Source organism: Klebsiella sp. I138 (assembly GCF_051131765.1).
In the GTDB taxonomy this organism is placed as follows: Bacteria; Pseudomonadota; Gammaproteobacteria; order Enterobacterales; family Enterobacteriaceae; genus Klebsiella.
Genome location: NZ_CP180447.1, coordinates 1,249,036 through 1,271,443, shown reverse-complemented (window position 1 = coordinate 1,271,443; position 22,408 = coordinate 1,249,036). Strand labels below are relative to the sequence as shown.

Sequence of the window (22,408 nt, the reverse complement as noted above, 5' to 3'; positions counted from 1 at the left end):
TTCGTATTTCATTATCGGCAATGGTCATCCCCGGCTCAGCGATGCCACCCTCACCACAGCATAAGAACCCACCAGATTAACGTCATTTAGCGCCAGAATGGCGACAAATAAGCGCTAATTTTCGTTATGTGGGTCATGTAATGTAGCGCGTAGCAGCCCGTTCGGCCCCAGCCATATCTCCTGCTTTGGCTGTCGCTATCTCCGGATTGCCTCTCGCCAGAGGATTATCCCGCCAGCCGAAATCATGCCAACAGCAAAGAGATATTGAACGATCGAGGGGTTTGCAGGGCGGAGGCAACATTAACGTTACAGGGCGTGTTTGAGTCTAAAGTGGATGGTTTTGGTTATTCCCTTATAGGGCTTATGGGTTTCAAAACGCCATTTTGCCACGGCGGCAATGACGGCATCATCGAACAGATGCTGTGGTTCTGACGTTAATATCCATAGTTTTTCAACCTTCCCGTCGGCACCCACATCAAAACGGATCTTCACTTCCCCCTCGAGACGATTGCTCTGGGCATAATAGGGGTAATTGGGTTGGGAATAGACAAGCTGTTCAGGTTCAACGCCCTTCACCTGAGGGGTACAGGCTGATATCAGGCAGCAGCCGGCAAAAAGAAGCGCATATTTTATTTTCATCATCACCCTCCATATTGATAATAATTCTCAATATTATCATGGACGGCTGGTTTTAGGATGACTTTCAAATATTTTATGAGAATTTTTAACGCGTTGCCGAGAAATGGCATGAACAGAGACCGCGTACGTCTGTCCGCAGGCGGTCTTACGGCGTTACACGGATTTGTCGACGTTGGTATTTGAACCGGACGTCAGGATGCGAACCTTATCCCCTTTATTGAAAATAAGTCGACCATCATAGGGTTGGGTCACCTGGATTACCTGACCGGACTGCGTTTTGATCAACAGCTGGATCTCCTGGGCGGCCTGACGCTGCGCTTGCCGATGGTGCGATGCGCTGGCACCGGCCGCGGCGCCCACTGCCGTCATCGCCGTTTGCCCATGTCCGTTACCAAACTGATGGCCAATAGCGCCGCCTACTGCGCCAGCGGCAAGCGTACGCAGCGGCTGGGTATGGGTCTGGCTACTGAGGATTTGGCTTTGCTGTACAACGCCATAATCCACCATGGTTTTAGTGCCAGCAAAGCTGGGCTGGCAGGTAAAGGCGAGAAAGCCGAGAGCAATGAATGCGAATCTCTTCATAATGGCTCATTTTTCCGTTCTGTCGCTAACAATGCGAACCTGCAAAAAGAGAATCCCGCCATTGCTGGCGGGTTCGTCATTAATTCAGTGCTTCCTGAAGATCTTTTTTAACCTGAGTACGCTGTTCCGGAGTCAGCACCTGGTTGACGCCAAAATAGTATTTCACGCGGTAGTAACGGACCTGCTGATCCAGCTGTCCAAACGCGGCCAGCTGCTGTTTCACTTTTGCTTCATCCCACTTGCCGGAATGGATCACATCAAGCAGCGCGCCATCTTTGAAACCTTCAATTTTGATATTATTGACATTAGTTTCAAATTCCTGATGCAGGGTTTTAATTTTGGTTACCTGATCGTTGCTCAGCTTAAGGTGCTGCACCACCGGGTCCTGAGAGACCGGCGGTACGTCGTTGGCGGTAGTCGCAGCCTGGGCAGCGATGGAGAAACCCGCGGTCATGGCAACGGCGAGCAGGGTGTTGCGGAACAGTTTATTCACAATCAATTATCCTTAATGTACAGAAGAAGAGCCGCGATTATTGCTCTCAAATTGAAACCCATCTGTAACAAAGGGTTAAATTTAAATTTGGACAAATATTCGTGAGTCATCGCGTCCTGATTCCCGTCAGAGGAGCGGTAGACAGGCACTCCCCTTATCAGCATTTTATGCTGATTTCAAAACTATAACTCCCGAGATCCTCGTCACCACCACCCTAAAAAACAGTCGCTTTATTCTTTTATATGATTAATTAATGCGCAGGTTGCAGAATTAAATAAAATAACGGTACACAAGGCTGAATCACAGGTAAAAAAAAACCGCCAGATAGCTGGCGGTGAATAAATGCTTGCATGGATAGATTGTGTTTTGCATTTTACGTAGAGGCGATGTCCATCTCCCTCTACGCCTGTTCATACGCTAGCACATCCACCTTCAATGAAGGTTAAACCGAAACGGCTTAGAGTTTATCCACCAGCGCCTTGAGCTGTGCAATCAGCGGTTCGCGGGGTTCTCCCCCCTCACGCGGCCAGGTCGACTGCCGGACGATCAGCCGGGTAGGTAACAGTTCGCGGATCGGCACCTGTGGCGCCGCCATCTGCTGTGCCAGCAGCTCCACCGCCCTTTTACCCAGCAGATCGAAATTCTGCGCCACGGTGGTCAACGGTGGCTGGAAGTACAGGCTGTCTGCCGTATCGTCATAGCCGGTGACCGAGACGGCGCTGCTTGCGCTACGATTGAGCTGGGCCAGCGCGCTGAGCACCCCCAATGCCATCTGGTCATTGGCCACCACGATGGCGCTGATCCGCGGCTGCCGGTGGAAGAGATCAAAGGTTTTCTGCCAGCCGCTGGCGGCGCTCCAGTCGCCGAACACCGTCGTTGCCTGGCTCACCCCGAGGCGATGCAATGCTTCCCGCCAGCTGCCAAGGCGCATCCGTGCGGAGACTGAGCTTTCAGGGCCAGCCAGCAGTCCAAATTCCCGATGGCCAAGCTCCCACAGATGCAGCACGCAGGCTCCGCAGCCGTCGCGATGATCAAAGCGCACGCAGGACACCTCTGTTTCCGGCGAAACATCAAGAAACAAACAGGCGATATCCGGATTCTCCTTAACCAGGCGTTCAGCGATGCTGCTCTCCAGCGGCAGGCTGACAATCGCACCGCGGATATGCTGAGCGCGAAACTCGTCCAGACGGGTCTGCAACGAAGCGTAATCGGTGCGTTCCGGCATCGCGATAGAGACCTCCAGCTGATGGACACCGGCATGGCTTTTTACCGCCGATGCTATCTGGGATGGTGCATGCAGCGTGAGCGACGCCGTAATCAGTCCGATTGAGGGCGCCGCCTTCCCCGCCAGCAGCTGCGCCGAACGGTTGGGAACATAATGTAGCGCCTGCATCGCGCGAATCACTTTCTCGCGTGTCCGCGCGGACACGACATCGGGCCGATTAAGCACCCGGGAGACCGTTTGCTGCGATACCCCGGCCTCGTGTGCCACATCGTCTAAGGTTGCCGAACGCCGCTGCATAATGGCCTCCTGTCAGCGTAAAAAATCGTACATTTTTATTAAATGTCGTCCGCTAACATTCTATGTCTTATTAACGACAAAAATCAGCTCCGTTTCCAGAGTTTCGTGATCGCGGGTCGGTTTCATTTTCGCCAATATTGCGGCATGAAGAAAAATATCTGATAACGACATCATTCTTGTCTAGCGAATGACATTTCTCTCACTTATCCGTCGGGTATGCGTATGCAACAACATGACTCAAGCGCGATTCAATCGTTGACGTTTCACAACGTACTGGCCCGTGAAGACTGGCAAAATCAGACCATTACTCACGTTAACCGCTTAGCGGCCCACCCTACGTTTGCCAGTTGGCGCACGATAGACGAAGCGCGGAATAACCGCCCCTCCAGCCGTCGTCGCCTGCTCGACGGACAGTGGCAGTTTTCTTATGCCCGCAGCCCGTTTGCTGTCGATGCCCGCTGGATCGAGCGCGATCCTGAAGACAGTCGCGGCACGCCGGTCCCCTCTAACTGGCAGATGGAGGGCTACGATGCGCCAATCTACACCAACGTCCGCTATCCCATCGACACCACGCCGCCGCGGGTCCCGGAAGAGAATCCGACCGGCTGCTACTCCCTGAATGTCACGCTCGAGCAAAATTGGCTGGCCGACGGCCTGACGCAGATTATTTTTGACGGCGTTAACTCGGCATTTCATCTGTGGTGCAACGGCACGTGGGTCGGTTACTCCCAGGATAGCCGTCTGCCTGCCGCCTTCGACCTGACGCCCTTCCTGCAGGTAGGTGAAAACCGTCTGTGTGTCATGGTCATGCGCTGGAGCGCGGGCACCTGGCTTGAAGATCAGGACATGTGGCGGATGAGCGGGATTTTCCGCTCGGTATGGTTGCTGAATAAACCGGTGCAGCACCTCAGCGACGTGCAGATCTCCCCGCAGCTGGATGCGCTGTATCGCGACGGCGAACTGCAGGTCGACCTGTCTATCGCCACTCCTGACGGTCAGCTTACCGATCTGGTGGCTGAAGTCAGCCTGTGGGACGGCGAACGCCTGGTTGCCAGCCAGCGTCAGCGCCCCGGCTCGGCGGCCGTTGATGAACGCGGTAATTATGCCGAACGGGCAACGCTTTTCCTGCCGGTAGAACGGCCGTTACCATGGAGTGCGGAAACGCCCCACTGCTATCGCACCGTGGTCGCCCTATGGCGCGGGGAAGAGCTGATTGAAGCCGAAGCCTGGGACATTGGCTTTCGCCGGGTGGAAATCAACAACGGCCTGCTGTTGCTCAACGGCAAACCGCTGCTGATCCGCGGGGTGAACCGTCATGAGCATCACCCTCAGCGCGGTCAGGTCGTGACCGAAGAGGATATGTTGCAGGATATTCTGCTGATGAAGCAGAATAACTTTAACGCCGTGCGCTGTTCACATTACCCGAATGCCGAGCGCTGGTATGAGTTGTGTAACCACTACGGCCTGTACGTCGTCGATGAAGCAAACATCGAAACCCACGGCATGGTGCCAATGAACCGCCTGTCCGACGATCCGGCGTGGCTCCCGGCGTACAGCGCTCGCGTCACCCGAATGCTGCAAAGTCACCGCAACCATCCGTCGATTATTATCTGGTCGCTGGGGAACGAGTCCGGCTGCGGCGCCAACCATGAAGCAATGTATCACTGGCTGAAGCGCCAGGACCCTACGCGCCCGGTTCAGTACGAAGGCGGCGGCGCCGACAGCTCCGCGACTGATATTATCTGCCCGATGTACGCCCGCGTAGAGCGTGACCAGCTCATTCCGGCCGTGCCTAAATGGGGGATTAAAAAGTGGATCGGCCTGCCCGGTGAACAGCGCCCGCTGATCCTCTGCGAATACGCCCATGCGATGGGGAACAGCCTCGGTAATTTTGCTGATTACTGGCAGGCCTTTCGCGAATACCCGCGCCTGCAGGGCGGGTTTATCTGGGACTGGGCGGATCAGGCGATTGAGAAAACCTTCGATGACGGCAGTGTCGGCTGGGCCTACGGCGGGGATTTTGGCGATAAGCCCAACGATCGTCAGTTCTGCATGAACGGGCTGGTGTTCCCGGATCGTCGCCCTCATCCTTCGTTGATTGAAGCGAAGCATGCTCAGCAATATTTCCAGTTCAGCCTGCTGACGCAGTCCCCGCTGCGGATCGGCGTCGAGAGCGAATACCTGTTCCGCGCGACCGATAATGAAGTGCTGAACTGGCAGGTACAAGCCGCCGGTGAAACCGTTGCCAGCGGCAGCCATACGCTGAACCTCGCGCCGCAGGGCCACGGTGAGCTGGCCTTGTGCGATAGCCTGGCGCTGCCGGCTGGTGCGCAGGACATCTGGCTGACGCTGGAAGTTATTCAGCCGCAGGCGACAGCCTGGTCTGCCGCCGGGCACCGCGTGGCCTGGGCGCAGTTCCCTCTCACCGCCCCGCTGGTCGTGCCCGCGCCCGCAGTGGTCGGCCAGGCTCCGGAGCTGAGCGTCGAAGATAAGATCTTCACCATCAGCCAGGGATCCCAGCAATGGATTATCGATCGTCAGAGCGGCCTGTTAAGCCACTGGCGAGCTGAGGGCGCAGAGCAGCTGCTGTCTGCGCTGCGCGACCAGTTCGTTCGCGCCCCGCTGGACAATGATATCGGCGTCAGCGAAACGGATCGTATCGACCCCAACGCCTGGGTTGAACGCTGGAAAAGCGCCGGGCTCTATGCGCTCGAAGCGCGCTGCGTCCACTGTGAAGCCCAGCGTCTGGCACATGAAACGATCGTCGACAGCCGCTGGCACTATCTGCGCGGCGATGAGGTGGTCATCGTTAGCCAGTGGCGGATGACCTTTGACAGCGAAGGTCGTCTGCATCTGGCGGTGAGCGGCGAACGCGCCAGCACCCTGCCGCCGCTGCCGCGTGTGGGCCTGCGCTTCCAGGTCGCCGATCAGCAGGCCCCGGTCTCCTGGCTCGGCTACGGGCCGCATGAAAACTATCCTGACCGCAGGAGCAGCGCCTGTTTTTCCCGCTGGCAGCTTCCGCTGACAGAGATGAGCACGCCGTATATTTTCCCAACCGAAAACGGCCTGCGCTGCGACACCAAAGTGCTGGACTGGGGACGCTGGCACGTAGCAGGCAACGCGTTCCACTTCTCGGTTCAGCCCTACGGCACCGGGCAACTGACGGAAACCGATCACTGGCATCGGATGACGCCGGAAAACGGCGTCTGGATAACACTCGACGGCCAGCACATGGGCGTCGGCGGCGATGACTCCTGGACACCCAGCGTGCTGCCGCAGTGGCTGCTTCTCGGGACGCAATGGCAGTACCAGCTTTCTCTGTCTTTACGCTAAACCACCAACGGGGGGCTCCTGCCCCCCATAAAAACGGCTATACCCGCATATTCGGGATGCACCGCGGCGGAAAATAGCTAAGCCCTGTTCGGGGCGAAGCGCACGGACGAGTCGCATCACAAAGGGAACCGCGCGCCGCCAGAATCAGGCAGCTGGAATGATGACGAGTATAATAACAATGGAACATCTCTATGAAATTCTCTGAACTGGCGCCACGCGAACGGCATAATTTTATTTATTTCCTGCTGTTCTTTTTCTTTTACTACTTCATTATGTCGGCCTATTTTCCATTTTTCCCGGTGTGGCTGGCGGACGTCAACCATTTGACCAAAACGGAAACCGGGATTGTCTTCTCCGCTATTTCACTGTTCGCTATTATTTGCCAGCCAATATTTGGCCTGATTTCCGATAAGCTGGGGCTGCGCAAACATTTGCTGTGGACCATCACCATCTTATTAATTCTGTTTGCTCCGTTCTTTATTTTTGTTTTATCACCGCTGCTGCAGATGAATATTATCGTCGGTGCGCTGGTGGGCGGACTCTATCTGGGGATCGTCTTCTCCAGCGGCTCCGGAGCGGTTGAGGCCTACATCGAACGCGTCAGCCGCGCCAACCGGTTCGAATATGGCAAGGTCCGCGTGGCCGGCTGTATCGGCTGGGCGCTCTGCGCCTCGATAACCGGCATCTTATTCGGCATCGACCCAAATATCACCTTCTGGATTGCTTCCGGCTTTGCGCTGGTGCTCGGAGTGCTGCTGTGGTTCTCCCGTCCGGAAAGCAGCAACAGTGCCCAGGTGATGGATGCTTTAGGCGCTAACCGGCAGGCATTTTCTTTGCGCGTCGCAGCGGAACTGTTGCGCATGCCGCGGTTCTGGGGATTTATTATCTATGTCGTCGGCGTCGCCAGCGTTTACGACGTATTCGACCAGCAGTTTGCCAATTTCTTTAAAGGCTTTTTTGCCGACCCGCAGCGCGGAACCGAAGTCTTTGGCTTTGTCACCACCGGCGGCGAATTGCTGAATGCGCTGATCATGTTCTGCGCTCCGGCTATCGTTAACCGTATCGGGGCGAAAAATGCGCTGCTGACCGCCGGGATTATTATGTCCGTACGCATTCTCGGTTCTTCATTTGCCACTACGGCGGTCGAAGTGGTGATATTAAAAATGCTGCATATGTTTGAAGTCCCGTTCCTGCTGGTCGGCACCTTCAAATATATTTCCTCGGCGTTTAACCCAAAATTGTCCGCCACCCTGTTCCTGATTGGGTTCAACTTATCGAAGCAGCTCTCTGGGGTCGTGCTCTCGGCATGGGTTGGACGAATGTATGATACCGTTGGCTTTCACCAGGCGTATCTGATTCTGGGGTCGATTACGCTGAGCTTTACGATTATCTCGCTGTTCACTTTGAAAGGCAGTAAAACGCTGCTGCCCACCGCCGGTTATAACAACGCCGCGTAAGGCGTTAATCAGCGGCCCGTTGCTCCGGACGGGCCGTTACTATCCCCCTGCCGCTGCGGTTTTGATCCGCGTCTCGCCGTCGCAATTTTCCAGCGCATATATCCGGCTGTCAGCCAGCGAGGAAATCAGCGCCGCCAGCTCGGCGGAATGGCTGGTCAGCCAGATTTGGCTATAGCGGGATGCCTCAACAATCAGCCGGGCCAACGCCGGGAACATCTGTCGATGCAGGCTGTTTTCCGGTTCGTTAATGGCCAGAAATGCCGGCGGGCGCGGGCTTAACAGCGCGACGGCCAGACATAAAAATCGCAGCGTGCCGTCCGACATTTCTGCCGCCAGCAGCGGACGAAATACCCCGTTGCGCCGCATTTTGATTGAGAAGCGCGAGTTTTCGTTTTCACAAAAGAACGCGCACTCCGGAAAGGCGGTGGCAAGGATCTCGTGCAGCAGTTCTTCCGCGCCGATTTCAACAATGGTCTGAAAAGCAGCGGCAAGGTTGTGCCCGTCGCTGTCCAGCACCGGCGAGCGGTAACCTACCGTCGGGTGTCGGAGCGCCGAGTGTCTGTTGATATTAAATTCGTGATAGAAACGCCACTGGCGCATCGTTTCTCTGACCCGGGAAATCTCCGGGAAGCGGTGCGGTTCGCCCAGTTGACCAAAAATAGATTCGTTTTCATAAATCGTGTCAGTGAAGGTATTTTTCTCTCCGCTGACATCAAGTAAAAAGGCGGCCTGATTCTTACGCTGCAATACCCTGGCGGACGGACGCCGGGAAAATCCCGCCAGCCAGATAGATTCCTCTTTCACAATCCGATCAAGCATAAACTGGGTGGGATAAGGCAGTTTTTCCGGGAAACCAACCTGTAACTCGTAGTCGAATTCTGTTGTCAGGCAGGAAATTTGCAGCCGACGCGGGTGGCGGGCCGTTGGCGCACTTCGCCCTGACCACATGATATTTTCCAGGCCCCCTTCATCGCTGATATAGTTTGAGAATTTTCCGTCAGCGCAGGCCGTTAGCAGATGAATAGCTTTGTAGATGTTGGACTTACCGCAGCCATTCGGCCCAAATACAATATTGAGCGCGCCCAGTTCCAGCTCGATATCCCTGACCGACCTGAAATTTTGTATGCGGATCTGCTGAATCATGGTGCTCCCGGTAAAAATAACAACGCGGCCAGGCCGGACGGAGAATCATTCGCCCGGCGCAGACGCCCTCAGCAAAGAGACTTTTTCATACCTCGGGTCAGCGCGACTCTTTTGAGTTTGTCGGCATCGTCATGGGTTTCGCTAAACACGCCGAAAAAGTAGCGCTCATCATCGATCGTTTGCGAAACAATCCGATAGCTCAGCGGCATGCCGGATTTCGCGCCGTACTGCGCAGCGGTGACGGACAATTCCGTCGCGGAACCGGCGACGCTGACCAGCAGGCCATCCGCCTTTCCCCCCACCAGCATGACCTTAATTAGCGGGTCCACCATGTTCCTCCCGGATGGATCAATGGTTAATTTATTATTGCCGACGGCGTAAAACATTTACACAACCTTCAGTACATTCTTATAGTTCATACCAGCCCGAATGAAAAAAACTCTTTCTTATGCTGAGCTAAGCATTGATTATTACTGGTAAAAGCTGGCAGATGATGAAGGAAAAAAGAGAAATTGTGAATCTTCATAACTCCTATTTTCATTATTTTCCGTTGCGTAAGCATAGTCCGCCAGGCCCAATGACATAAAACACCCCCAAAGGAGCCTTGTGGAATGCGCCACTATCGTTTCGCCCTTATTCCGCTGTTAGCCGCTCTGGCACTGCCCGGCTGGGCCCATGACGCCACGGTGAACTCGGTAAAAAAAACCGAAAGCCAGCTTCAGGCCCGGGTCGGCTACGCCGAGCTGGATTTATCCTCCGGCGAGCTGCTGGCCGGCTACCGCTCTGACGAGCGATTCCCGATGATGAGCACGTTTAAAGTGCTGCTCTGCGGCGCCGTATTATCGCGCGTGGACGCCGGAAAAGAAAAACTCGATCGCCGCATTCATTTCCGGCAGCAGGACCTGGTGGAATATTCCCCGGTGACGGAAAAGCACCTTACCGACGGACTGACCGTAGGGGAACTGTGCGCCGCTGCTATAACTCTGAGCGATAATACGGCGGCAAACCTGCTGCTGACCAGCCTCGGCGGCCCACAAGGTTTAACTGCGTTTCTGCGCCACACCGGCGATGAGACCTCGCGACTGGACCGCTGGGAAACGGAGCTCAATGAAGCCCGACCGGGCGATGTGCGCGATACCACGACCCCAACAGCAATGGCCGGGACGCTGCGGAATTTGCTGACCGGCAGCGTGCTTTCAGCCGCGTCGCAGCAGCAGCTACAGCGCTGGATGGTTGAGGACAAGGTCGCGGGGCCGCTGCTGCGTTCGGCGCTGCCGGCGGGCTGGTTTATCGCCGATAAGACCGGAGCGGGCAATCGCGGCTCACGCGGTATCGTCGCGGCTCTTGGCCCGAACGGTAAAGCCGAGCGCATCGTGGTGATTTATTTAACCGGGACGTCGGCCTCCATGGATGATCGCAATAAGCAGATTGCGGCCATCGGTGAAACGCTGGTCAGCCACTGGTCCGCAGACCATAAAACACCGTAGAGCAGTCAGCGGGGCTCCTCATCAGGAGGAACCCCGCACGATGACCCTGCCATAAAAAAGCCTCGCAAAAGCGAGGCCTGGCGCGGATAAAAACGCATCAATGGCGAGGGTTAGTTTTCCTCGTAGCCTTCAAGTGCATCCTGAATCGCATCGGCCAAAGAAGCGACTTCCTGCGCAACGTTGCGTAAATCCATCTGGCTACGGATACCGGAGTTCGCAGTTGACGAAGAGACCGCCGCTTTCGAAATTTCTAAGGCAGCCTGAACAGCGAGCAGACGTTTATGCTTCTCGATAGCCGTGTCGCCACTATCACCATCTAATTGAAAGTATTTATCTAACATAGCGGATCCTTCTCAGCCATTTCATTGTCGAGGGGGATATTCTCGTCTAAGCGAAGGGAAATAAAAAGTAAAAAAACATTTATTACAAAGGGTTAATCTTTCCACCTGATCGGCGATGTCACACAAAGAGCACGATGCCTGAAGAGGACCGGGGTGAAAACAGAAAAACCTTGCTATTCATCCGACGCCCAGGTACTTCGCTCAACAAACCACCGCCAGCCGTCATCACCCGGCATTTGCGTCTACAGCCAGGCGTAGCCGCCGCCGAATACGCATCAATATAATGGTAGATAAGAGTGTAGAATTGCTGCTGCGCTTTCACTATCCACAGTTCTGGCAAAAGGGAATAACTCATTATGCTGAGGAAATGTCTGCTCGGTTCCGCTTTGTTTCTGACCGTCTCATCCGCCCATGCCGGATGCTGGGTTATTGAAAACTTACAGGGTTTCGGTGCGAATGAGTACAACCAGTATGCTTTCAAAAAGGATGGCTACACGGGAAAAGTGTTTGTTGTGAATATTGATAAAAAGTCACCTTCCGTAACCGATAGCATCATGACCTATACGGTGATAAGCCCGACATCAATGTTGGGAACATACTCTACAGATTTGGGGCTGACTATTCAGACGTGGCAGATTTCGACGGATAAGACGAAAGCATTTATGACTATCAACAGGACAAACTCAAATTACGTCTCGCAAGATGCCGTATCGTCTTTTGTTGGTGACGTTAAAGCCAGATGCGACCACTAGACGCCCGCCAGGAAATTAGGGTTTGCAGTCACAAGGAATGAAGGTTGGCGATCCTCCCCTGCTTTACCCAACGAAAAGATGGCCAGCCGATTTTTATGGCGGCGATCGGTAGCGTACCGTTCGAGCACGGGGATGAAGCCGAGGGAAGGACGCTGGAGACATTGCCGGTAACGGTACTGTGGCAGCGGACTATTTTACCTGCCCCCCTGTTGCCCGCGCCATCGGCAATGTGAAGAGTCAGGGGCCAGAACTGACAGGGAAAATCAGCTAAACAAATATGCCATATAGACCTGACCTGCTCCCTGTTGATTCACACAGAATGCTGTTAGCAACTTCCGCTCCTCGCTCAAAGCAGACCTTGGGGACTTCAGAAGGTCCGCTGAGTGCCATGAGCAGACGTTATTGCCGTCGTATCATGTTATTACCCGTGAGCTGTTCATGGGGTAGGTGGTTCGCGCAATGAGGAAGTGGTCTAACTGGCGTGCCGCAGGCCTTTTCCCCCAAAGCTTCGGGAGACCAGTGATGTGCAGCTGGCTGGCTATGAGCTGATCCCGCGTGGCATTCACTGAGACGCGCTGAACGAAGACCTGTCACTTGCAACTTGATGAGCCTGGAAGCCTTTCAGGCCTGAAAGATCAGTTGGCTTCGCCCTGCAGTCGGTGCCGATAATGTTTCAGGACAACGTGTGTAACGATCTGGCCGTAAATAAAGCCACCCAGCCCAGCAAATATTACGGTGCCGGCCATGCCGCCAAAGTGCGCTCCCGCGCCGCTGAAGGCCCCGCAGAGGACGAGTCCGCCCCAGGTCTGCCAGTGTCGGAAGGCCGATTTATACGCATTCCGCCACCGTCTTCCGCGCTCCCGAAAAGACAGGTCTTTTAGTTCGGTAATACTTTTTAGGGTCCAGTAGATTTTCACGGTGTTTTCCTTGTTCCGTTGCCTAAGCCAAGGAAAACATAAAACGCCGGCCCAGGAAAGGATTACTCAATGTCAGCTCTTCGCTCACATCTGACCTCATAACCTGGCTTTCTGCCCGCTCCGTGCCAGCAGCGTACATAAAGAGAGTACAGAGCTTAGCCTCTTCATCACATTGGTCCTACATACGTGACAGGTCACGACCATTACTTAGAAACGCTTAACTTCGTCCCCAGCCAGGCAGAGTGAATATTGAAAGTAAAAAATATTTCCATTATTCTGGAAATATAGAATCATAGAATGTGAGTGCAAGCATGGAACTGAACTTCGCTGCGGCGGTACTGAAAGAGCTTGGGCACGCGACAAGGCTCGAGATTTATAAAGCCTTAATCAAAGCCGGATATCAGGGAATGCCTGTGGGTGAACTGCAAAAAAAACTCGGTATCCCTGCATCCACACTTAGCCATCATCTTTCATCCCTGATTTCAGTATCGCTGGTTCGCCAGGAACGTCAGGGAAGAACGCTGTTTTGCCATGCCTGCTATGAAAACCTTGCTGAGCTGATGGCTTTCCTGACTGAAGAGTGCTGCTCAGGAACGGATGACCGCCTGGCCACAAAATTCCCTCGGGAGAAAAACCATGAAAACTGAACTGACTCATATAGATACAAATCTGTTTGATACCTCCATTACAGAGGCTCGGCTAAGTGTTCCTGCCGTTCCTCATCCTCCCCGTATCCTGATGCTGTACGGCTCTGTGCGTGAACGCTCATACAGCCGACTGACAACTGAGGAAGCTGCAAGATTGCTGACCGCGATGGGTGCGGAAGTGAAGATCTTCAATCCTTCTGGCTTGCCTCTTCCTGACGATGTGCCCGATTCTCATCCCAAAGTTATGGCGTTGCGTGAGCTGGTTCGTTGGTCCGAAGGGATGGTGTGGTGCTCACCTGAACGCCATGGTGCGATGACCGGCATCATGAAGGCACAGATTGACTGGATACCACTTTCGGAAGGCGCTGTTCGCCCTTCTCAGGGTAAGACGCTGGCCGTTATGCAGGTCTGCGGTGGCTCTCAGTCTTTCAATGCCATCAACCAGATGCGCATTCTTGGCCGCTGGATGCGGATGATCACCATCCCGAATCAGTCCTCTGTGGCAAAAGCCTGGCAAGAGTTTGATGAAGATGGACGAATGAAACCGTCGTCTTATTACGATCGCATTGTGGATGTAATGGAAGAACTGGTGAAATTTACACTGCTGACCAGAGGTAACTCAGACTATCTCGTTGATCGCTACAGCGAACGAAAAGAATCGGCAGAAGAGCTTTCCCGGCGGGTTAATCAGAGCAAAATTTGAGGGCTGGTATGAGTGATGTAACGGCATTCAACAACTGCATGAGCGTGTTCTGGCGGCAACATGAAGCCGAACTCTCTCGCTTTCTGACAGCGAAGACAGGTGATAGCGAAAAAGCAGCAGACCTTCTGCAAGAGCTATTCCTGCGTGCCCGCGCGCATTCAGACAGTTTCTGCGAGATGGAGAATCCACGAGCCTGGCTGTATCGGGCTGCGAGGAATCTGCTGATTGATGAGTACCGCACCACCAGGGAGTTCGTTGAGCTGGAAGAAGATGCCCCACTGACTGACGTATCCCATGATGCGATCTCAACGCTGGGTATTTGCCTGCCTGAAACGTTGCAGGCTTTACCCGAAGATGAGCGGTGGCTGATTGAAGAATCCGATCTCAACCGGCGTCCCCAGCAGTCCCTGGCCGATGAACTGGGTATCACGCTTACGGCGTTTAAATCCCGACTACTTCGGGCCAGAAAGCACCTGAAAGAGACGATGACAGAACTCTGCCAAATTGAGGCGGATAACACCTCTCCTGTCTGCTGCCACAAAAAAATGAATTAATCGCGCATCTTTTTCCCGCCACCTTCGTTTACCTCAGTGTAAAGCCAAATGACTAAACACTGAGGTAAACAGTCCATGTCAAAAATAGAGATCTTTGAAGCAGCAGGCTGCTGCGCAACCCGTGGCGTTGTGGTCAGCGACGAAGCCATCAAATGGAATGCCAGCGCCGAATGGGCGAAAAAGAATGGCGTTGATATTCAGCGTTACAGCCTTGCGAAGAACCCGCAGCAGTTCCTGAATACCCCTGTCATCAAAGAGTTCCTGAACACATCAGGAATGGAATCCCTCCCCGTCACCTTGCTCGATGGGAAGCTCGTGATGGCAGGCAAACTCCCGACGCGAGAAGATATCGCCCGTTGGTCAGGTATTCCGCTTACTCAGGACTGGAGTGAAGGCAGCACGCAACCACGCTGTTGCAGCATTCCACGTATGCCTTAATGCCAGAGGAGCTATCACTGATGAATATGCCATTTTTAAAAGACATTCCCCCGTTTATCTTCTTCACTGGCAAAGGTGGTGTGGGTAAAACATCCCTGGCCTGTGCTACTGCGGTATGGCTGGCCGATCAGGGTAAGAGAACGCTTCTGGTGAGTACCGATCCGGCTTCCAATGTCGGCCAGGTATTTAGCCAGACTATCGGCCACCGAATCACAGATATCAGTCCCGTAGAAAATCTTGCCGCTATGGAAGTTGATCCGATGGCTGCAGCACAGGCTTATCGTGACCGCGTGCTCGACCCGGTTCGCGGGCTGATGCCAGCCGATGTGGTCAGCAGTATTGAAGAACAGCTTTCAGGTTCATGTACCACAGAAATCGCTGCATTTGATGAGTTTACCGGCCTGCTGACCAATCATGAGCTGCGGGAAAAATATGACCATATCGTATTTGACACCGCGCCAACCGGTCACACCATCCGCATGCTTGAGTTGCCGGGAGCCTGGAGTGGTTATCTGGAAGCGAATCCTGATGCCGCAGCTAATCTCGGGCCTCTGGTAGGGCTGGAGAAACAACAGCACCAGTACTCCGATGCGGTTAACGCGCTGTCTGATGCAGCTCTCACTCGCTTAGTTCTGGTTGCCCGTGCCCAGGCTTCGACACTAAAAGAGGTGTCTCATACCCACGATGAGCTGTCTACTATCGGTTTGCGGCATCAACACCTTGCCATCAATGGTGTGCTGCCGCCGTTTGCAGGTGAAAATGATCCACTGGCACAGAGTATTCTGGCTCGGGAAGAAAAAGTATTACAGGCAATGCCTGATAATTTGGCGAACCTCCCCCGCTCTCAGTTGTACCTGAAGCCATTTAATCTGGTCGGTCTCGAAGCCCTGCGTGAGTTATTTACAGAAACCAAAGCCTCACTACAGCTCCCAGGCACAACGCTCAGCACTCTGGATTTACCGAAACTTGCCTCGCTGGTGGATGAACTCAGCCAGACCGAAAAAGGGCTGGTCATGACGATGGGTAAAGGCGGTGTAGGTAAAACGACCATTGCGGCATCGGTGGCGGTATCGCTGGCGAAGCGTGGTCATAAGGTCCACCTGACCACATCCGACCCGGCGGCACATCTGTCTTACACGCTGGATGGATCGCTGCCAACTCTTCAGGTTAGCCGTATCGACCCGAAGGCAGAGACAGAGCGTTATCGCCGCTTTGTCCTGGAAAATCAGGGCAAAGGATTAGACGCTGAAGGACTAGCGGTGCTGGAGGAAGACCTCCGCTCGCCATGCACTGAAGAGATCGCCGTCTTCCAGGCATTCTCGCGGATCATCAAAGAGGCAGACGACCATTTTGTCATTATGGACACCGCGCCAACGGGCCATACGCTTCTGCTACTGGATGCGACCGGAGCCTATCACCGGGAAATGGTGCGCCAGATGGGGCAAACACATGACCATGTGATGACGCCAATGATGCAATTGCAGGACCCGGAGAAGACGAAGGTGATTATCGTGACGCTTGCCGAAACGACACCTGTTCTGGAAGCGGCAAATCTGCAGCAGGATCTGCGTCGCGCTGACATCGAGCCATGGGCATGGGTTGTGAATAACAGCCTGGCCGCTGCTGGACCATCTTCACCTTTCCTGCAGACCAGAGCGAACCGCGAGTTGCCACTTATCTCTGATGTAGAAGAGCAGTACGCAAAACGTATAGCACTAACGGCTCTGCGGAGCGAAGAACCTGTTGGTATTGATCTGCTGGCCGAGATGGCTAAGTAAGACATAAGGGGGGCATTCGCCCCCTTCATCTTTATTTCAGTCGTTTACCTGCATCATCAACGACTTTCTCGCCATCTTCCTTAGCGAAAGCCGCTTTCTGAGCATCTGGAAGGATATCCAGAACCACCTCGGAAGGACGGCACAGTTTAGTTCCCAGCGGCGTCACCACAATCGGACGGTTAATCAGGATCGGATGTTGCAACATAAAATCGATTAGCTGATCGTCAGTAAATTTATCTTCGGCAAGGCCCAGTTCCTCATAAGGCTCGACGTTTTTACGCAGCAGTGCCCGTACCGTGATCCCCATATCGGCAATGAGATTAATCAGTTCATCGCGCGAAGGTGGGTTTTCGAGGTAAAGAATAACGGTCGGCTCAGTACCGCTGTTGCGGATCATCTCCAGCGTATTACGCGACGTGCCGCAGGCTGGGTTGTGATAAATGGTGATGTTGCTCATTTCAGTATCTCATTACAAAGTGACAGAGAGACGTAGCGCCAGCGCGGCCAGCGTTACAAACAGCACAGGCAAAGTCATGACGATCCCGGTGCGGAAATAGTCCCCCCAGGTGATGGTCATGTTCTTCTGTGAAAGGACATGCAGCCAGAGCAGCGTTGCCAGGCTACCAATAGGTGTAATTTTCGGCCCCAGATCGCAGCCAATTACGTTGGCATAAATCATCGCCTCTTTGATAACGCCTGTTGCGGTGCTGCCATCGATAGAGAGAGCACCAACCAGCACGGTAGGCATATTGTTCATGATGGAAGAGAGGAAAGCCGTCAGGAAGCCAGTACCAAAGGTCGCGGCCCAAAGTCCTTTATCTGCCAGCACGTTCAGTACGCCAGAGAGGTATTCTGTTAGTCCGGCGTTACGCAGGCCATAGACCACCAGATACATCCCCAGCGAGAAGATGACTATCTGCCATGGTGCCCCACGCAGCACTTTTCCGGTGTTAATGGCATGGCCTCGTTTAGCTACTGCAAACAGGATTACAGCGCCAACAGCCGCAATCGCGCTAACGGGAATACCGAGCGGCTCGAGGACGAAGAACCCAACCAGCAGAAGAATCAACACAATCCAGCCGGTTCTGAAGGTTGCCAGATCTTTAATCGCTTTTGCCGGTGCTTTCAGGAGAGCCAGGTCGTAAGTCGGCGGAATATCTTTGCGGAAGAACAGATGCAGCATCAGCAGCGTGGCAATAATAGCGGCAATATCGACCGGCACCATGACCGACGCATACTCCGTGAAGCCTAGCCCAAAGAAGTCTGCAGAAACGATGTTAACCAGGTTCGACACGATAAGCGGCAGGCTGGCCGTATCGGCAATAAACCCGGCGGCCATGACAAATGCCAGCGTTGTGCCTTTGCTAAACCCTAATGCCAATAGCATTGCGATGACGATCGGCGTCAAAATCAGTGCCGCACCATCGTTGGCAAACAGTGCCGCTACCGCTGCACCGAGCAGAACGATCCAGGTAAACAGCAAACGTCCACGACCATTGCCCCAACGGGAAACGTGCAGCGCCGCCCATTCGAAAAAGCCGGATTCATCGAGCAGCAGGCTGATGATGATTACGGCAATAAACGTTGCCGTTGCGTTCCAGACGATATTCCACACCACAGGGATATCGCTTATGTGTACAACGCCAGAGATCAACGCCAGTACCGCGCCCAGTGTCGCACTCCAGCCGATCCCTACTCCCTTCGGTTGCCAGATAACCAAAGCGATGGTCAGGACAAAAATAGCGCCTGCCAGTAACATAAATCCTCCAGACAGGGCGGCTCTGCCGACCTGTAAACACAAAAATTAACCCACCAGCTCTCTGAGTTTTTCGATGCCAGTGGGTTCAGAAGCCATTACCGGTACTAACGCTATGCGGCTTGCATGTTGGTTCTTCACGGCATCAATCTGAGGTAGCTCTTGCCGGGCTCGCTGGCAAAGAAGTGGTGAACTAGTCACCGCAATGGAAAGACTATTGTTGATAATCCAGCCCCAGGGATGAATCCCCGCACGCTCAAGATCGGACTGCAGGTTTGCCGCTTCCAGTACAGGTGTGGTTTCAGGCAGAGTGACCAGCAAGACTTTGGTACGTTCCGGGTCCTGAAGCTGCATCATCGGCGTGGTAAAATGGCCTTTATCCCCCATCTTCTTAGCCATCTCACGGTGATAAGCCCCGGTAGCATCAAGCAGTAATAACGTATGCCCGGTAGGTGCCGTATCCATGACCACAAATCGTTTACCGGCTTCGCGGATGACACGTGAGAACGCCTGAAACACCGCAATCTCTTCCGTGCAAGGTGAACGTAAATCCTCTTCCAGCAGCCGTTTCCCCGCGTCATCCAAATCTCTGCCCTTCGTCTCAAGAACATGCTGGCGATAGCGCTCGGTTTCATCATGAGGGTTGATTCGGCTAACCTGCAGATTCTTAAGGCTACCGTTCAATGTTGTGCTCAGGTGCGCAGCAGGATCAGAAGTGGTGAGATGCACATCAAATCCCATGTCCGCTAACCTGACAGCAATGGCAGCAGCCATCGTGGTTTTACCCACGCCACCTTTGCCCATCAGCATAATCAAACCGTGTTCACTGCGGGCGATATCATCGACCAGGACAGACAACGACATATTCTCTGGCTTGTTTTGTATGCTTTGCTCAGGAAGCGATGCTATCTCAGCGTGTTTGTTGAGCAGGCCTTTCAATGCGGACACGCCAACCATATTCAGTGGCTGAAGGAATAGTGTGTCTGTCGGCAAGTCAGATAACCTCGCGGGAAGATTTGCCAGTGCTTCTTGTTCTCGTTGCCATATTGCAGCAGCCAGTACATCACGTTCAGCTTCGCGCGCAGGCAAGATACCGTTAATGACGAGATACTGATTTTTAAGGCCAATGGCTGATAGTTCGTCATGAGTGTGAGCGACTTCCTGCAGTGTTGATTTTTGCCATCGCGCGACCAGCACCAGGCGAGTTCGTTCAGGATCGGATAATACCTCAACCGCATGAGCATATTGCGCGCGTTGCTTTTCCAGCCCCGCCATCGGCCCAAGACAGGAAGCCCCCTCTGGATGACTTTCAATGAAGCGACTCCAGGCCCCGGGAAGCTGGAGAAGGCGAATAGTGTGGCCCGTTGGTGCAGTATCAAAAATGATGTGATCAAAGCGGGTCAGTAGAGAACCGTCGGTCAATAGGCCAGTAAACTCGTCGAACGCAGCAATCTCAGTTGTACATGCACCTGAAAGCTGTTCGCGGATACTACTCACAACATCATCAGGCAGAAGACCTTTAATTGGGTCAACAATTCTGGCGCGGTATTGCTGGGCAGCATCCTGTGGGTCGATCTCCAGCGCCGAAAGGCCTGGCACCGCAGTTACGGGCTGGATAGTGTTACCGATAGACTGATCGAATACCTGACCGACGTTAGAAGCAGGGTCGGTGCTGACAAGCAGGACGCGCTTACCCTGCTCTGCCAGGCGTATAGCTGTTGCGCAGGAAATTGAGGTTTTACCGACGCCACCCTTACCGGTGAAAAACAGATAAGACGGGATATTCTGTAAGAATTTCATATGTCCTCCTGACATACTCAACAACAGGAAGTTTTACCACCACAGCAACTGGTGGAAGCTAAACCCACCTTTTCCAGCGGTATACCAAACCAGCGAGCCAGTTCAGCACGTTTGGGGTATCGCCCGGCCATCACCGTTTCACCATCAAGCAACAGCAGCGGAAGCCCTTCGGCTCCAGAAACTTCCAGGAATGCTTTCGCTTTTGCGTTCTCAACGAAGCTCATCGGTTGTTGCGCCAGGTTGAAACGCTCGATCTGAACCCCACGCCCTTTCAGCCATTGCACATCAGCTGAAAAATCGACCAGTAACCGATCGACATCTGAACCACAAACGCCGGTACTGCAGCACATCGCCGGATCAAACACGGTTAACGTTTTCATCTTTAACACCTCATATTCGTAAAAACATATATGTTAAGGCAAATTTTTTAGATACAAACGGCCTTACCGCTACCAGAGCAGTTGGCTGATCCCAGCTTACGAGCGATGGCCTGTACGCCGTCCTGTTGGCTTAACCAGGACTGCTCAATCACCTGGGCAGCCCAGGAAGGAATATGCGGGGATAAACGGTAGTGAACCCACTTGCCCTGCTTGCGATCCAGTAAAAGACCACTTTCCCGGAGCATCGCCAGATGACGGGAGATCTTAGGCTGAGATTGTTCCAGTGCAGTGCAGAGGTCGCACACGCACAGCTCCCCCATCTCTCTGAGCAGCAACACGATACCCAGACGAGTTTCATCGGAGAGATTTTTGAAGAGTTGTAGGGCGGTTAATTGCATCACGTCTCCTTTCCATTTAGTAACAGGATACGCTCTGGGATTATAAAATCAACAACACATGTGAAAAATCAAATGTGTTAAGAAATGGCGCCACAATGATTAACGTAGAGACAATAGCGATAGCCGTACCAGGGCAATGGCCTTATACATCCGTAGGTTGACGTGTTTTTTCTTAGGCATAATCCAAAAAGATATCGAAACTGATACTTGTAAATGTCCGCTCCTCGCTCACAGCAGACCTTCAGAGTCGCCACTTCCGTCAGCCCCCGTGCCAGGAGCGCACCAGTTACCCTGGCACGGATACAGCCTGGTCTTCATTCATAAATTCTCAGTGTATCGATAACCGCTCGCAGGCCGGGAGACACGTTGCGGTGCGGATAATAGAGAAATGAGCCTTCCAGGCGTTGACTGTAGCGTTGTAAAACTCTGATGAGCGAACCCTGCTCTAAATCATCGGACACCAGTTCTTCCGGAACATAAGCCAGCCCCAGTCCCAGTCTGGCAGCTTTGGCTTCCATATAGCTGTCAGCGAAAGCCCATTGTCCCTGCGGCTGATGCGTTATTTTTTTACCATCCTGTTGAAGTTCCCATGTATAGAGGCTTCCATCGCCAAATTGATAAGCGATGCACGGATGAACCGCTAAATCTGCCGGGGCTTGCGGAAAGCCATAACGGCGAAAGTGTTCTGGCGTACCGACAATGGCCATCTCCATGTCGGGGGATATACGGACCGCTATCATGCCACCGCCAACTTCCGGCCCGAGACGTACACCGGCATCGAATCTTTCGGCAATAATATCGACAAACCGGCTTTCGCTGATGAGTTCCAGCCGGATGTCAGGGTAGCGTTGCTTAAACACCGCAAGCTTTGGCAGGAGCAGTTTATCAATAGCGTGCTGACTGGCATTAATCCGTACCGTACCTGACGGGGACTGGCGATAATGGGCCAGCGTGGCGAGCCCCATATCTAAAGCGTCGAATCCTGACTCAATGGTCCGGTAGAGTTGTTCGCCAGCATGGGTGAGCGATAGCCTGCGCGTGGTACGTGCCAGAAGCTGAACGCGCAGTCTTTCTTCAAGTTCGCGTACAGAACGGCTTATACCTGATTGTGCCAGGCCGAGTCGTTGCGCCGCAGCGGTAAAACTCCCTTCCCGCACCACCTGCATGAACAGGTATAAATCATTATAGTTTTCCCGTTTCGCCATCACGTTTCCCTCGCTATCGCATCACCATTTAGAACAATATGGTATTAATTCTAGCAATTTTACCCCTCTAATAAGCACTATTT

General features: G+C 53.6%; 22 protein-coding genes and 1 pseudogene. 9 read left to right on the top strand and 14 right to left on the bottom strand.

Going from position 1 to position 22,408, the window contains the following annotated elements; translation table 11 throughout:
- Positions 1–306: 306 nt before the first annotated feature.
- The 4 genes from ACMYSK_RS05890 to ACMYSK_RS05875 all read right to left on the bottom strand — a co-directional run bounded on the left by ACMYSK_RS05890 (position 307) and on the right by ACMYSK_RS05875 (position 3,236).
- Complete coding sequence (locus ACMYSK_RS05890; protein WP_434640982.1) at positions 307–642, bottom strand: TonB family protein; 336 nt, start codon at positions 640–642, stop codon at positions 307–309.
- 150 nt (positions 643–792) lie between these two features.
- Complete coding sequence (locus ACMYSK_RS05885) at positions 793–1,221, bottom strand: glycine zipper 2TM domain-containing protein (protein WP_434640980.1); 429 nt, start codon at positions 1,219–1,221, stop codon at positions 793–795.
- Positions 1,222–1,300: 79 nt separating this feature from the next.
- The gene (locus tag ACMYSK_RS05880) at positions 1,301–1,675 is read right to left on the bottom strand and encodes a Spy/CpxP family protein refolding chaperone (protein WP_434643909.1); all 375 of its coding nucleotides are present in this window, start codon (positions 1,673–1,675) and stop codon (positions 1,301–1,303) included.
- A 496-nt stretch (positions 1,676–2,171) separates the two neighbouring features.
- The gene (locus ACMYSK_RS05875) at positions 2,172–3,236 is read right to left on the bottom strand and encodes a LacI family DNA-binding transcriptional regulator (protein ID WP_434640979.1); all 1,065 of its coding nucleotides are present in this window, start codon (positions 3,234–3,236) and stop codon (positions 2,172–2,174) included.
- 222 nt (positions 3,237–3,458) lie between these two features.
- Between ACMYSK_RS05875 and ACMYSK_RS05870 the strand changes: the two genes are divergently transcribed.
- Both ACMYSK_RS05870 and ACMYSK_RS05865 read left to right on the top strand, forming a co-directional pair.
- Positions 3,459–6,569 carry a beta-galactosidase gene (locus ACMYSK_RS05870; RefSeq protein ID WP_434640977.1) on the top strand — a complete coding sequence of 1,037 codons (3,111 nt, stop codon included), beginning with the start codon at positions 3,459–3,461 and terminating at the stop codon, positions 6,567–6,569.
- A gap of 191 nt (positions 6,570–6,760) precedes the next feature.
- Positions 6,761–8,026: an MFS transporter gene (locus ACMYSK_RS05865; RefSeq protein ID WP_434640975.1), complete on the top strand. Its 1,266-nt coding sequence runs from the start codon at positions 6,761–6,763 to the stop codon at positions 8,024–8,026.
- Positions 8,027–8,065: 39 nt separating this feature from the next.
- Here the strand turns inward: ACMYSK_RS05865 and ACMYSK_RS05860 are convergent, their stop codons facing one another.
- Positions 8,066–9,169 carry an AAA family ATPase gene (locus ACMYSK_RS05860; protein WP_434640974.1) on the bottom strand — a complete coding sequence of 368 codons (1,104 nt, stop codon included), beginning with the start codon at positions 9,167–9,169 and terminating at the stop codon, positions 8,066–8,068.
- Between the two features lie 68 nt (positions 9,170–9,237).
- Positions 9,238–9,498 carry a hypothetical protein gene (locus ACMYSK_RS05855; RefSeq protein WP_434643906.1) on the bottom strand — a complete coding sequence of 87 codons (261 nt, stop codon included), beginning with the start codon at positions 9,496–9,498 and terminating at the stop codon, positions 9,238–9,240.
- Positions 9,499–9,780: 282 nt separating this feature from the next.
- Here ACMYSK_RS05855 and bla point away from each other — a divergent pair, with 282 nt between their 5' ends.
- Positions 9,781–10,656: a PLA/ORN/TER family class A beta-lactamase gene (gene bla, locus ACMYSK_RS05850; protein WP_434640972.1), complete on the top strand. Its 876-nt coding sequence runs from the start codon at positions 9,781–9,783 to the stop codon at positions 10,654–10,656.
- A 110-nt stretch (positions 10,657–10,766) separates the two neighbouring features.
- Here the strand turns inward: bla and ACMYSK_RS05845 are convergent, their stop codons facing one another.
- Entirely contained in the window at positions 10,767–10,997 is a 231-nt protein-coding gene (locus tag ACMYSK_RS05845) for a hypothetical protein (RefSeq protein WP_434640970.1), read from the bottom strand.
- An 808-nt stretch (positions 10,998–11,805) separates the two neighbouring features.
- On the opposite strand from ACMYSK_RS05845, the pseudogene ACMYSK_RS05840 reads away from it, so the two are divergent.
- Positions 11,806–12,020: pseudogene (locus ACMYSK_RS05840) on the top strand (SOS response-associated peptidase); the annotation flags it as partial.
- Positions 12,021–12,384: 364 nt separating this feature from the next.
- On the opposite strand, the gene ACMYSK_RS05835 reads toward ACMYSK_RS05840, so the two are convergent.
- On the bottom strand, positions 12,385–12,666 hold the full coding sequence (locus ACMYSK_RS05835; protein ID WP_434640969.1) for a hypothetical protein: 282 nt from the start codon (positions 12,664–12,666) through the stop codon (positions 12,385–12,387).
- A 311-nt stretch (positions 12,667–12,977) separates the two neighbouring features.
- Between ACMYSK_RS05835 and ACMYSK_RS05830 the strand changes: the two genes are divergently transcribed.
- The 5 genes from ACMYSK_RS05830 (at position 12,978) to arsA (ACMYSK_RS05810) (ending at position 16,786) form a co-directional block, all read left to right on the top strand.
- Positions 12,978–13,313, top strand: a complete 336-nt coding sequence (locus tag ACMYSK_RS05830) for an ArsR/SmtB family transcription factor (RefSeq protein ID WP_434640967.1) — start codon at positions 12,978–12,980, stop codon at positions 13,311–13,313.
- A complete protein-coding gene (gene arsH / locus ACMYSK_RS05825; RefSeq protein ID WP_434640965.1) occupies positions 13,303–14,016 on the top strand; it encodes an arsenical resistance protein ArsH in 714 nt (237 codons plus the stop codon). Before ACMYSK_RS05830 ends, arsH begins: the two co-directional genes overlap by 11 nt.
- An 8-nt stretch (positions 14,017–14,024) precedes the next feature.
- Positions 14,025–14,570 carry a sigma-70 family RNA polymerase sigma factor gene (locus ACMYSK_RS05820; RefSeq protein ID WP_434640963.1) on the top strand — a complete coding sequence of 182 codons (546 nt, stop codon included), beginning with the start codon at positions 14,025–14,027 and terminating at the stop codon, positions 14,568–14,570.
- A 75-nt stretch (positions 14,571–14,645) separates the two neighbouring features.
- Positions 14,646–15,008 carry an arsenic metallochaperone ArsD family protein gene (locus ACMYSK_RS05815; protein ID WP_434640962.1) on the top strand — a complete coding sequence of 121 codons (363 nt, stop codon included), beginning with the start codon at positions 14,646–14,648 and terminating at the stop codon, positions 15,006–15,008.
- 20 nt (positions 15,009–15,028) lie between these two features.
- Positions 15,029–16,786, top strand: coding sequence for an arsenical pump-driving ATPase (gene arsA, locus ACMYSK_RS05810; protein ID WP_434640961.1), 1,758 nt, complete (start codon positions 15,029–15,031; stop codon positions 16,784–16,786).
- 31 nt (positions 16,787–16,817) lie between these two features.
- Here arsA (ACMYSK_RS05810) and arsC read toward each other — a convergent pair whose 3' ends face one another.
- From arsC to ACMYSK_RS05780, 6 genes are all read right to left on the bottom strand, one after another.
- Complete coding sequence (gene arsC, locus ACMYSK_RS05805; RefSeq protein ID WP_434640960.1) at positions 16,818–17,243, bottom strand: glutaredoxin-dependent arsenate reductase; 426 nt, start codon at positions 17,241–17,243, stop codon at positions 16,818–16,820.
- A gap of 12 nt (positions 17,244–17,255) precedes the next feature.
- Positions 17,256–18,545 carry an arsenite efflux transporter membrane subunit ArsB gene (gene arsB / locus ACMYSK_RS05800; RefSeq protein ID WP_434640958.1) on the bottom strand — a complete coding sequence of 430 codons (1,290 nt, stop codon included), beginning with the start codon at positions 18,543–18,545 and terminating at the stop codon, positions 17,256–17,258.
- Between the two features lie 45 nt (positions 18,546–18,590).
- Positions 18,591–20,342, bottom strand: a complete 1,752-nt coding sequence (gene arsA, locus ACMYSK_RS05795; RefSeq protein WP_434640956.1) for an arsenite efflux transporter ATPase subunit ArsA — start codon at positions 20,340–20,342, stop codon at positions 18,591–18,593.
- 17 nt (positions 20,343–20,359) lie between these two features.
- The gene (gene arsD, locus ACMYSK_RS05790) at positions 20,360–20,722 is read right to left on the bottom strand and encodes an arsenite efflux transporter metallochaperone ArsD (RefSeq protein WP_434640954.1); all 363 of its coding nucleotides are present in this window, start codon (positions 20,720–20,722) and stop codon (positions 20,360–20,362) included.
- A gap of 47 nt (positions 20,723–20,769) precedes the next feature.
- Complete coding sequence (arsR, locus tag ACMYSK_RS05785; protein ID WP_434640952.1) at positions 20,770–21,120, bottom strand: As(III)-sensing metalloregulatory transcriptional repressor ArsR; 351 nt, start codon at positions 21,118–21,120, stop codon at positions 20,770–20,772.
- 314 nt (positions 21,121–21,434) lie between these two features.
- Positions 21,435–22,325 carry a LysR family transcriptional regulator gene (locus ACMYSK_RS05780; RefSeq protein WP_434640951.1) on the bottom strand — a complete coding sequence of 297 codons (891 nt, stop codon included), beginning with the start codon at positions 22,323–22,325 and terminating at the stop codon, positions 21,435–21,437.
- Positions 22,326–22,408: the final 83 nt, after the last annotated feature.

What these genes read in the sequence shown, in the direction of transcription:
- ACMYSK_RS05890 (WP_434640982.1), bottom strand. Translation starts at nt 642, where the DNA reads ATGATGAAAATAAAATATGCGCTTCTTTTTGCCGGCTGCTGCCTGATA.
- ACMYSK_RS05885 (WP_434640980.1), bottom strand. Translation starts at nt 1,221, where the DNA reads ATGAAGAGATTCGCATTCATTGCTCTCGGCTTTCTCGCCTTTACCTGC.
- ACMYSK_RS05880 (WP_434643909.1), bottom strand. Translation starts at nt 1,675, where the DNA reads ATGACCGCGGGTTTCTCCATCGCTGCCCAGGCTGCGACTACCGCCAAC.
- ACMYSK_RS05875 (WP_434640979.1), bottom strand. Translation starts at nt 3,236, where the DNA reads ATGCAGCGGCGTTCGGCAACCTTAGACGATGTGGCACACGAGGCCGGG.
- ACMYSK_RS05870 (WP_434640977.1), top strand. Translation starts at nt 3,459, where the DNA reads ATGCAACAACATGACTCAAGCGCGATTCAATCGTTGACGTTTCACAAC.
- ACMYSK_RS05865 (WP_434640975.1), top strand. Translation starts at nt 6,761, where the DNA reads ATGAAATTCTCTGAACTGGCGCCACGCGAACGGCATAATTTTATTTAT.
- ACMYSK_RS05860 (WP_434640974.1), bottom strand. Translation starts at nt 9,169, where the DNA reads ATGATTCAGCAGATCCGCATACAAAATTTCAGGTCGGTCAGGGATATC.
- bla (WP_434640972.1), top strand. Translation starts at nt 9,781, where the DNA reads ATGCGCCACTATCGTTTCGCCCTTATTCCGCTGTTAGCCGCTCTGGCA.
- ACMYSK_RS05845 (WP_434640970.1), bottom strand. Translation starts at nt 10,997, where the DNA reads ATGTTAGATAAATACTTTCAATTAGATGGTGATAGTGGCGACACGGCT.
- ACMYSK_RS05830 (WP_434640967.1), top strand. Translation starts at nt 12,978, where the DNA reads ATGGAACTGAACTTCGCTGCGGCGGTACTGAAAGAGCTTGGGCACGCG.
- arsH (WP_434640965.1), top strand. Translation starts at nt 13,303, where the DNA reads ATGAAAACTGAACTGACTCATATAGATACAAATCTGTTTGATACCTCC.
- ACMYSK_RS05820 (WP_434640963.1), top strand. Translation starts at nt 14,025, where the DNA reads ATGAGTGATGTAACGGCATTCAACAACTGCATGAGCGTGTTCTGGCGG.
- ACMYSK_RS05815 (WP_434640962.1), top strand. Translation starts at nt 14,646, where the DNA reads ATGTCAAAAATAGAGATCTTTGAAGCAGCAGGCTGCTGCGCAACCCGT.
- arsA (WP_434640961.1), top strand. Translation starts at nt 15,029, where the DNA reads ATGAATATGCCATTTTTAAAAGACATTCCCCCGTTTATCTTCTTCACT.
- arsC (WP_434640960.1), bottom strand. Translation starts at nt 17,243, where the DNA reads ATGAGCAACATCACCATTTATCACAACCCAGCCTGCGGCACGTCGCGT.
- arsB (WP_434640958.1), bottom strand. Translation starts at nt 18,545, where the DNA reads ATGTTACTGGCAGGCGCTATTTTTGTCCTGACCATCGCTTTGGTTATC.
- arsA (WP_434640956.1), bottom strand. Translation starts at nt 20,342, where the DNA reads ATGAAATTCTTACAGAATATCCCGTCTTATCTGTTTTTCACCGGTAAG.
- arsD (WP_434640954.1), bottom strand. Translation starts at nt 20,722, where the DNA reads ATGAAAACGTTAACCGTGTTTGATCCGGCGATGTGCTGCAGTACCGGC.
- arsR (WP_434640952.1), bottom strand. Translation starts at nt 21,120, where the DNA reads ATGCAATTAACCGCCCTACAACTCTTCAAAAATCTCTCCGATGAAACT.
- ACMYSK_RS05780 (WP_434640951.1), bottom strand. Translation starts at nt 22,325, where the DNA reads ATGGCGAAACGGGAAAACTATAATGATTTATACCTGTTCATGCAGGTG.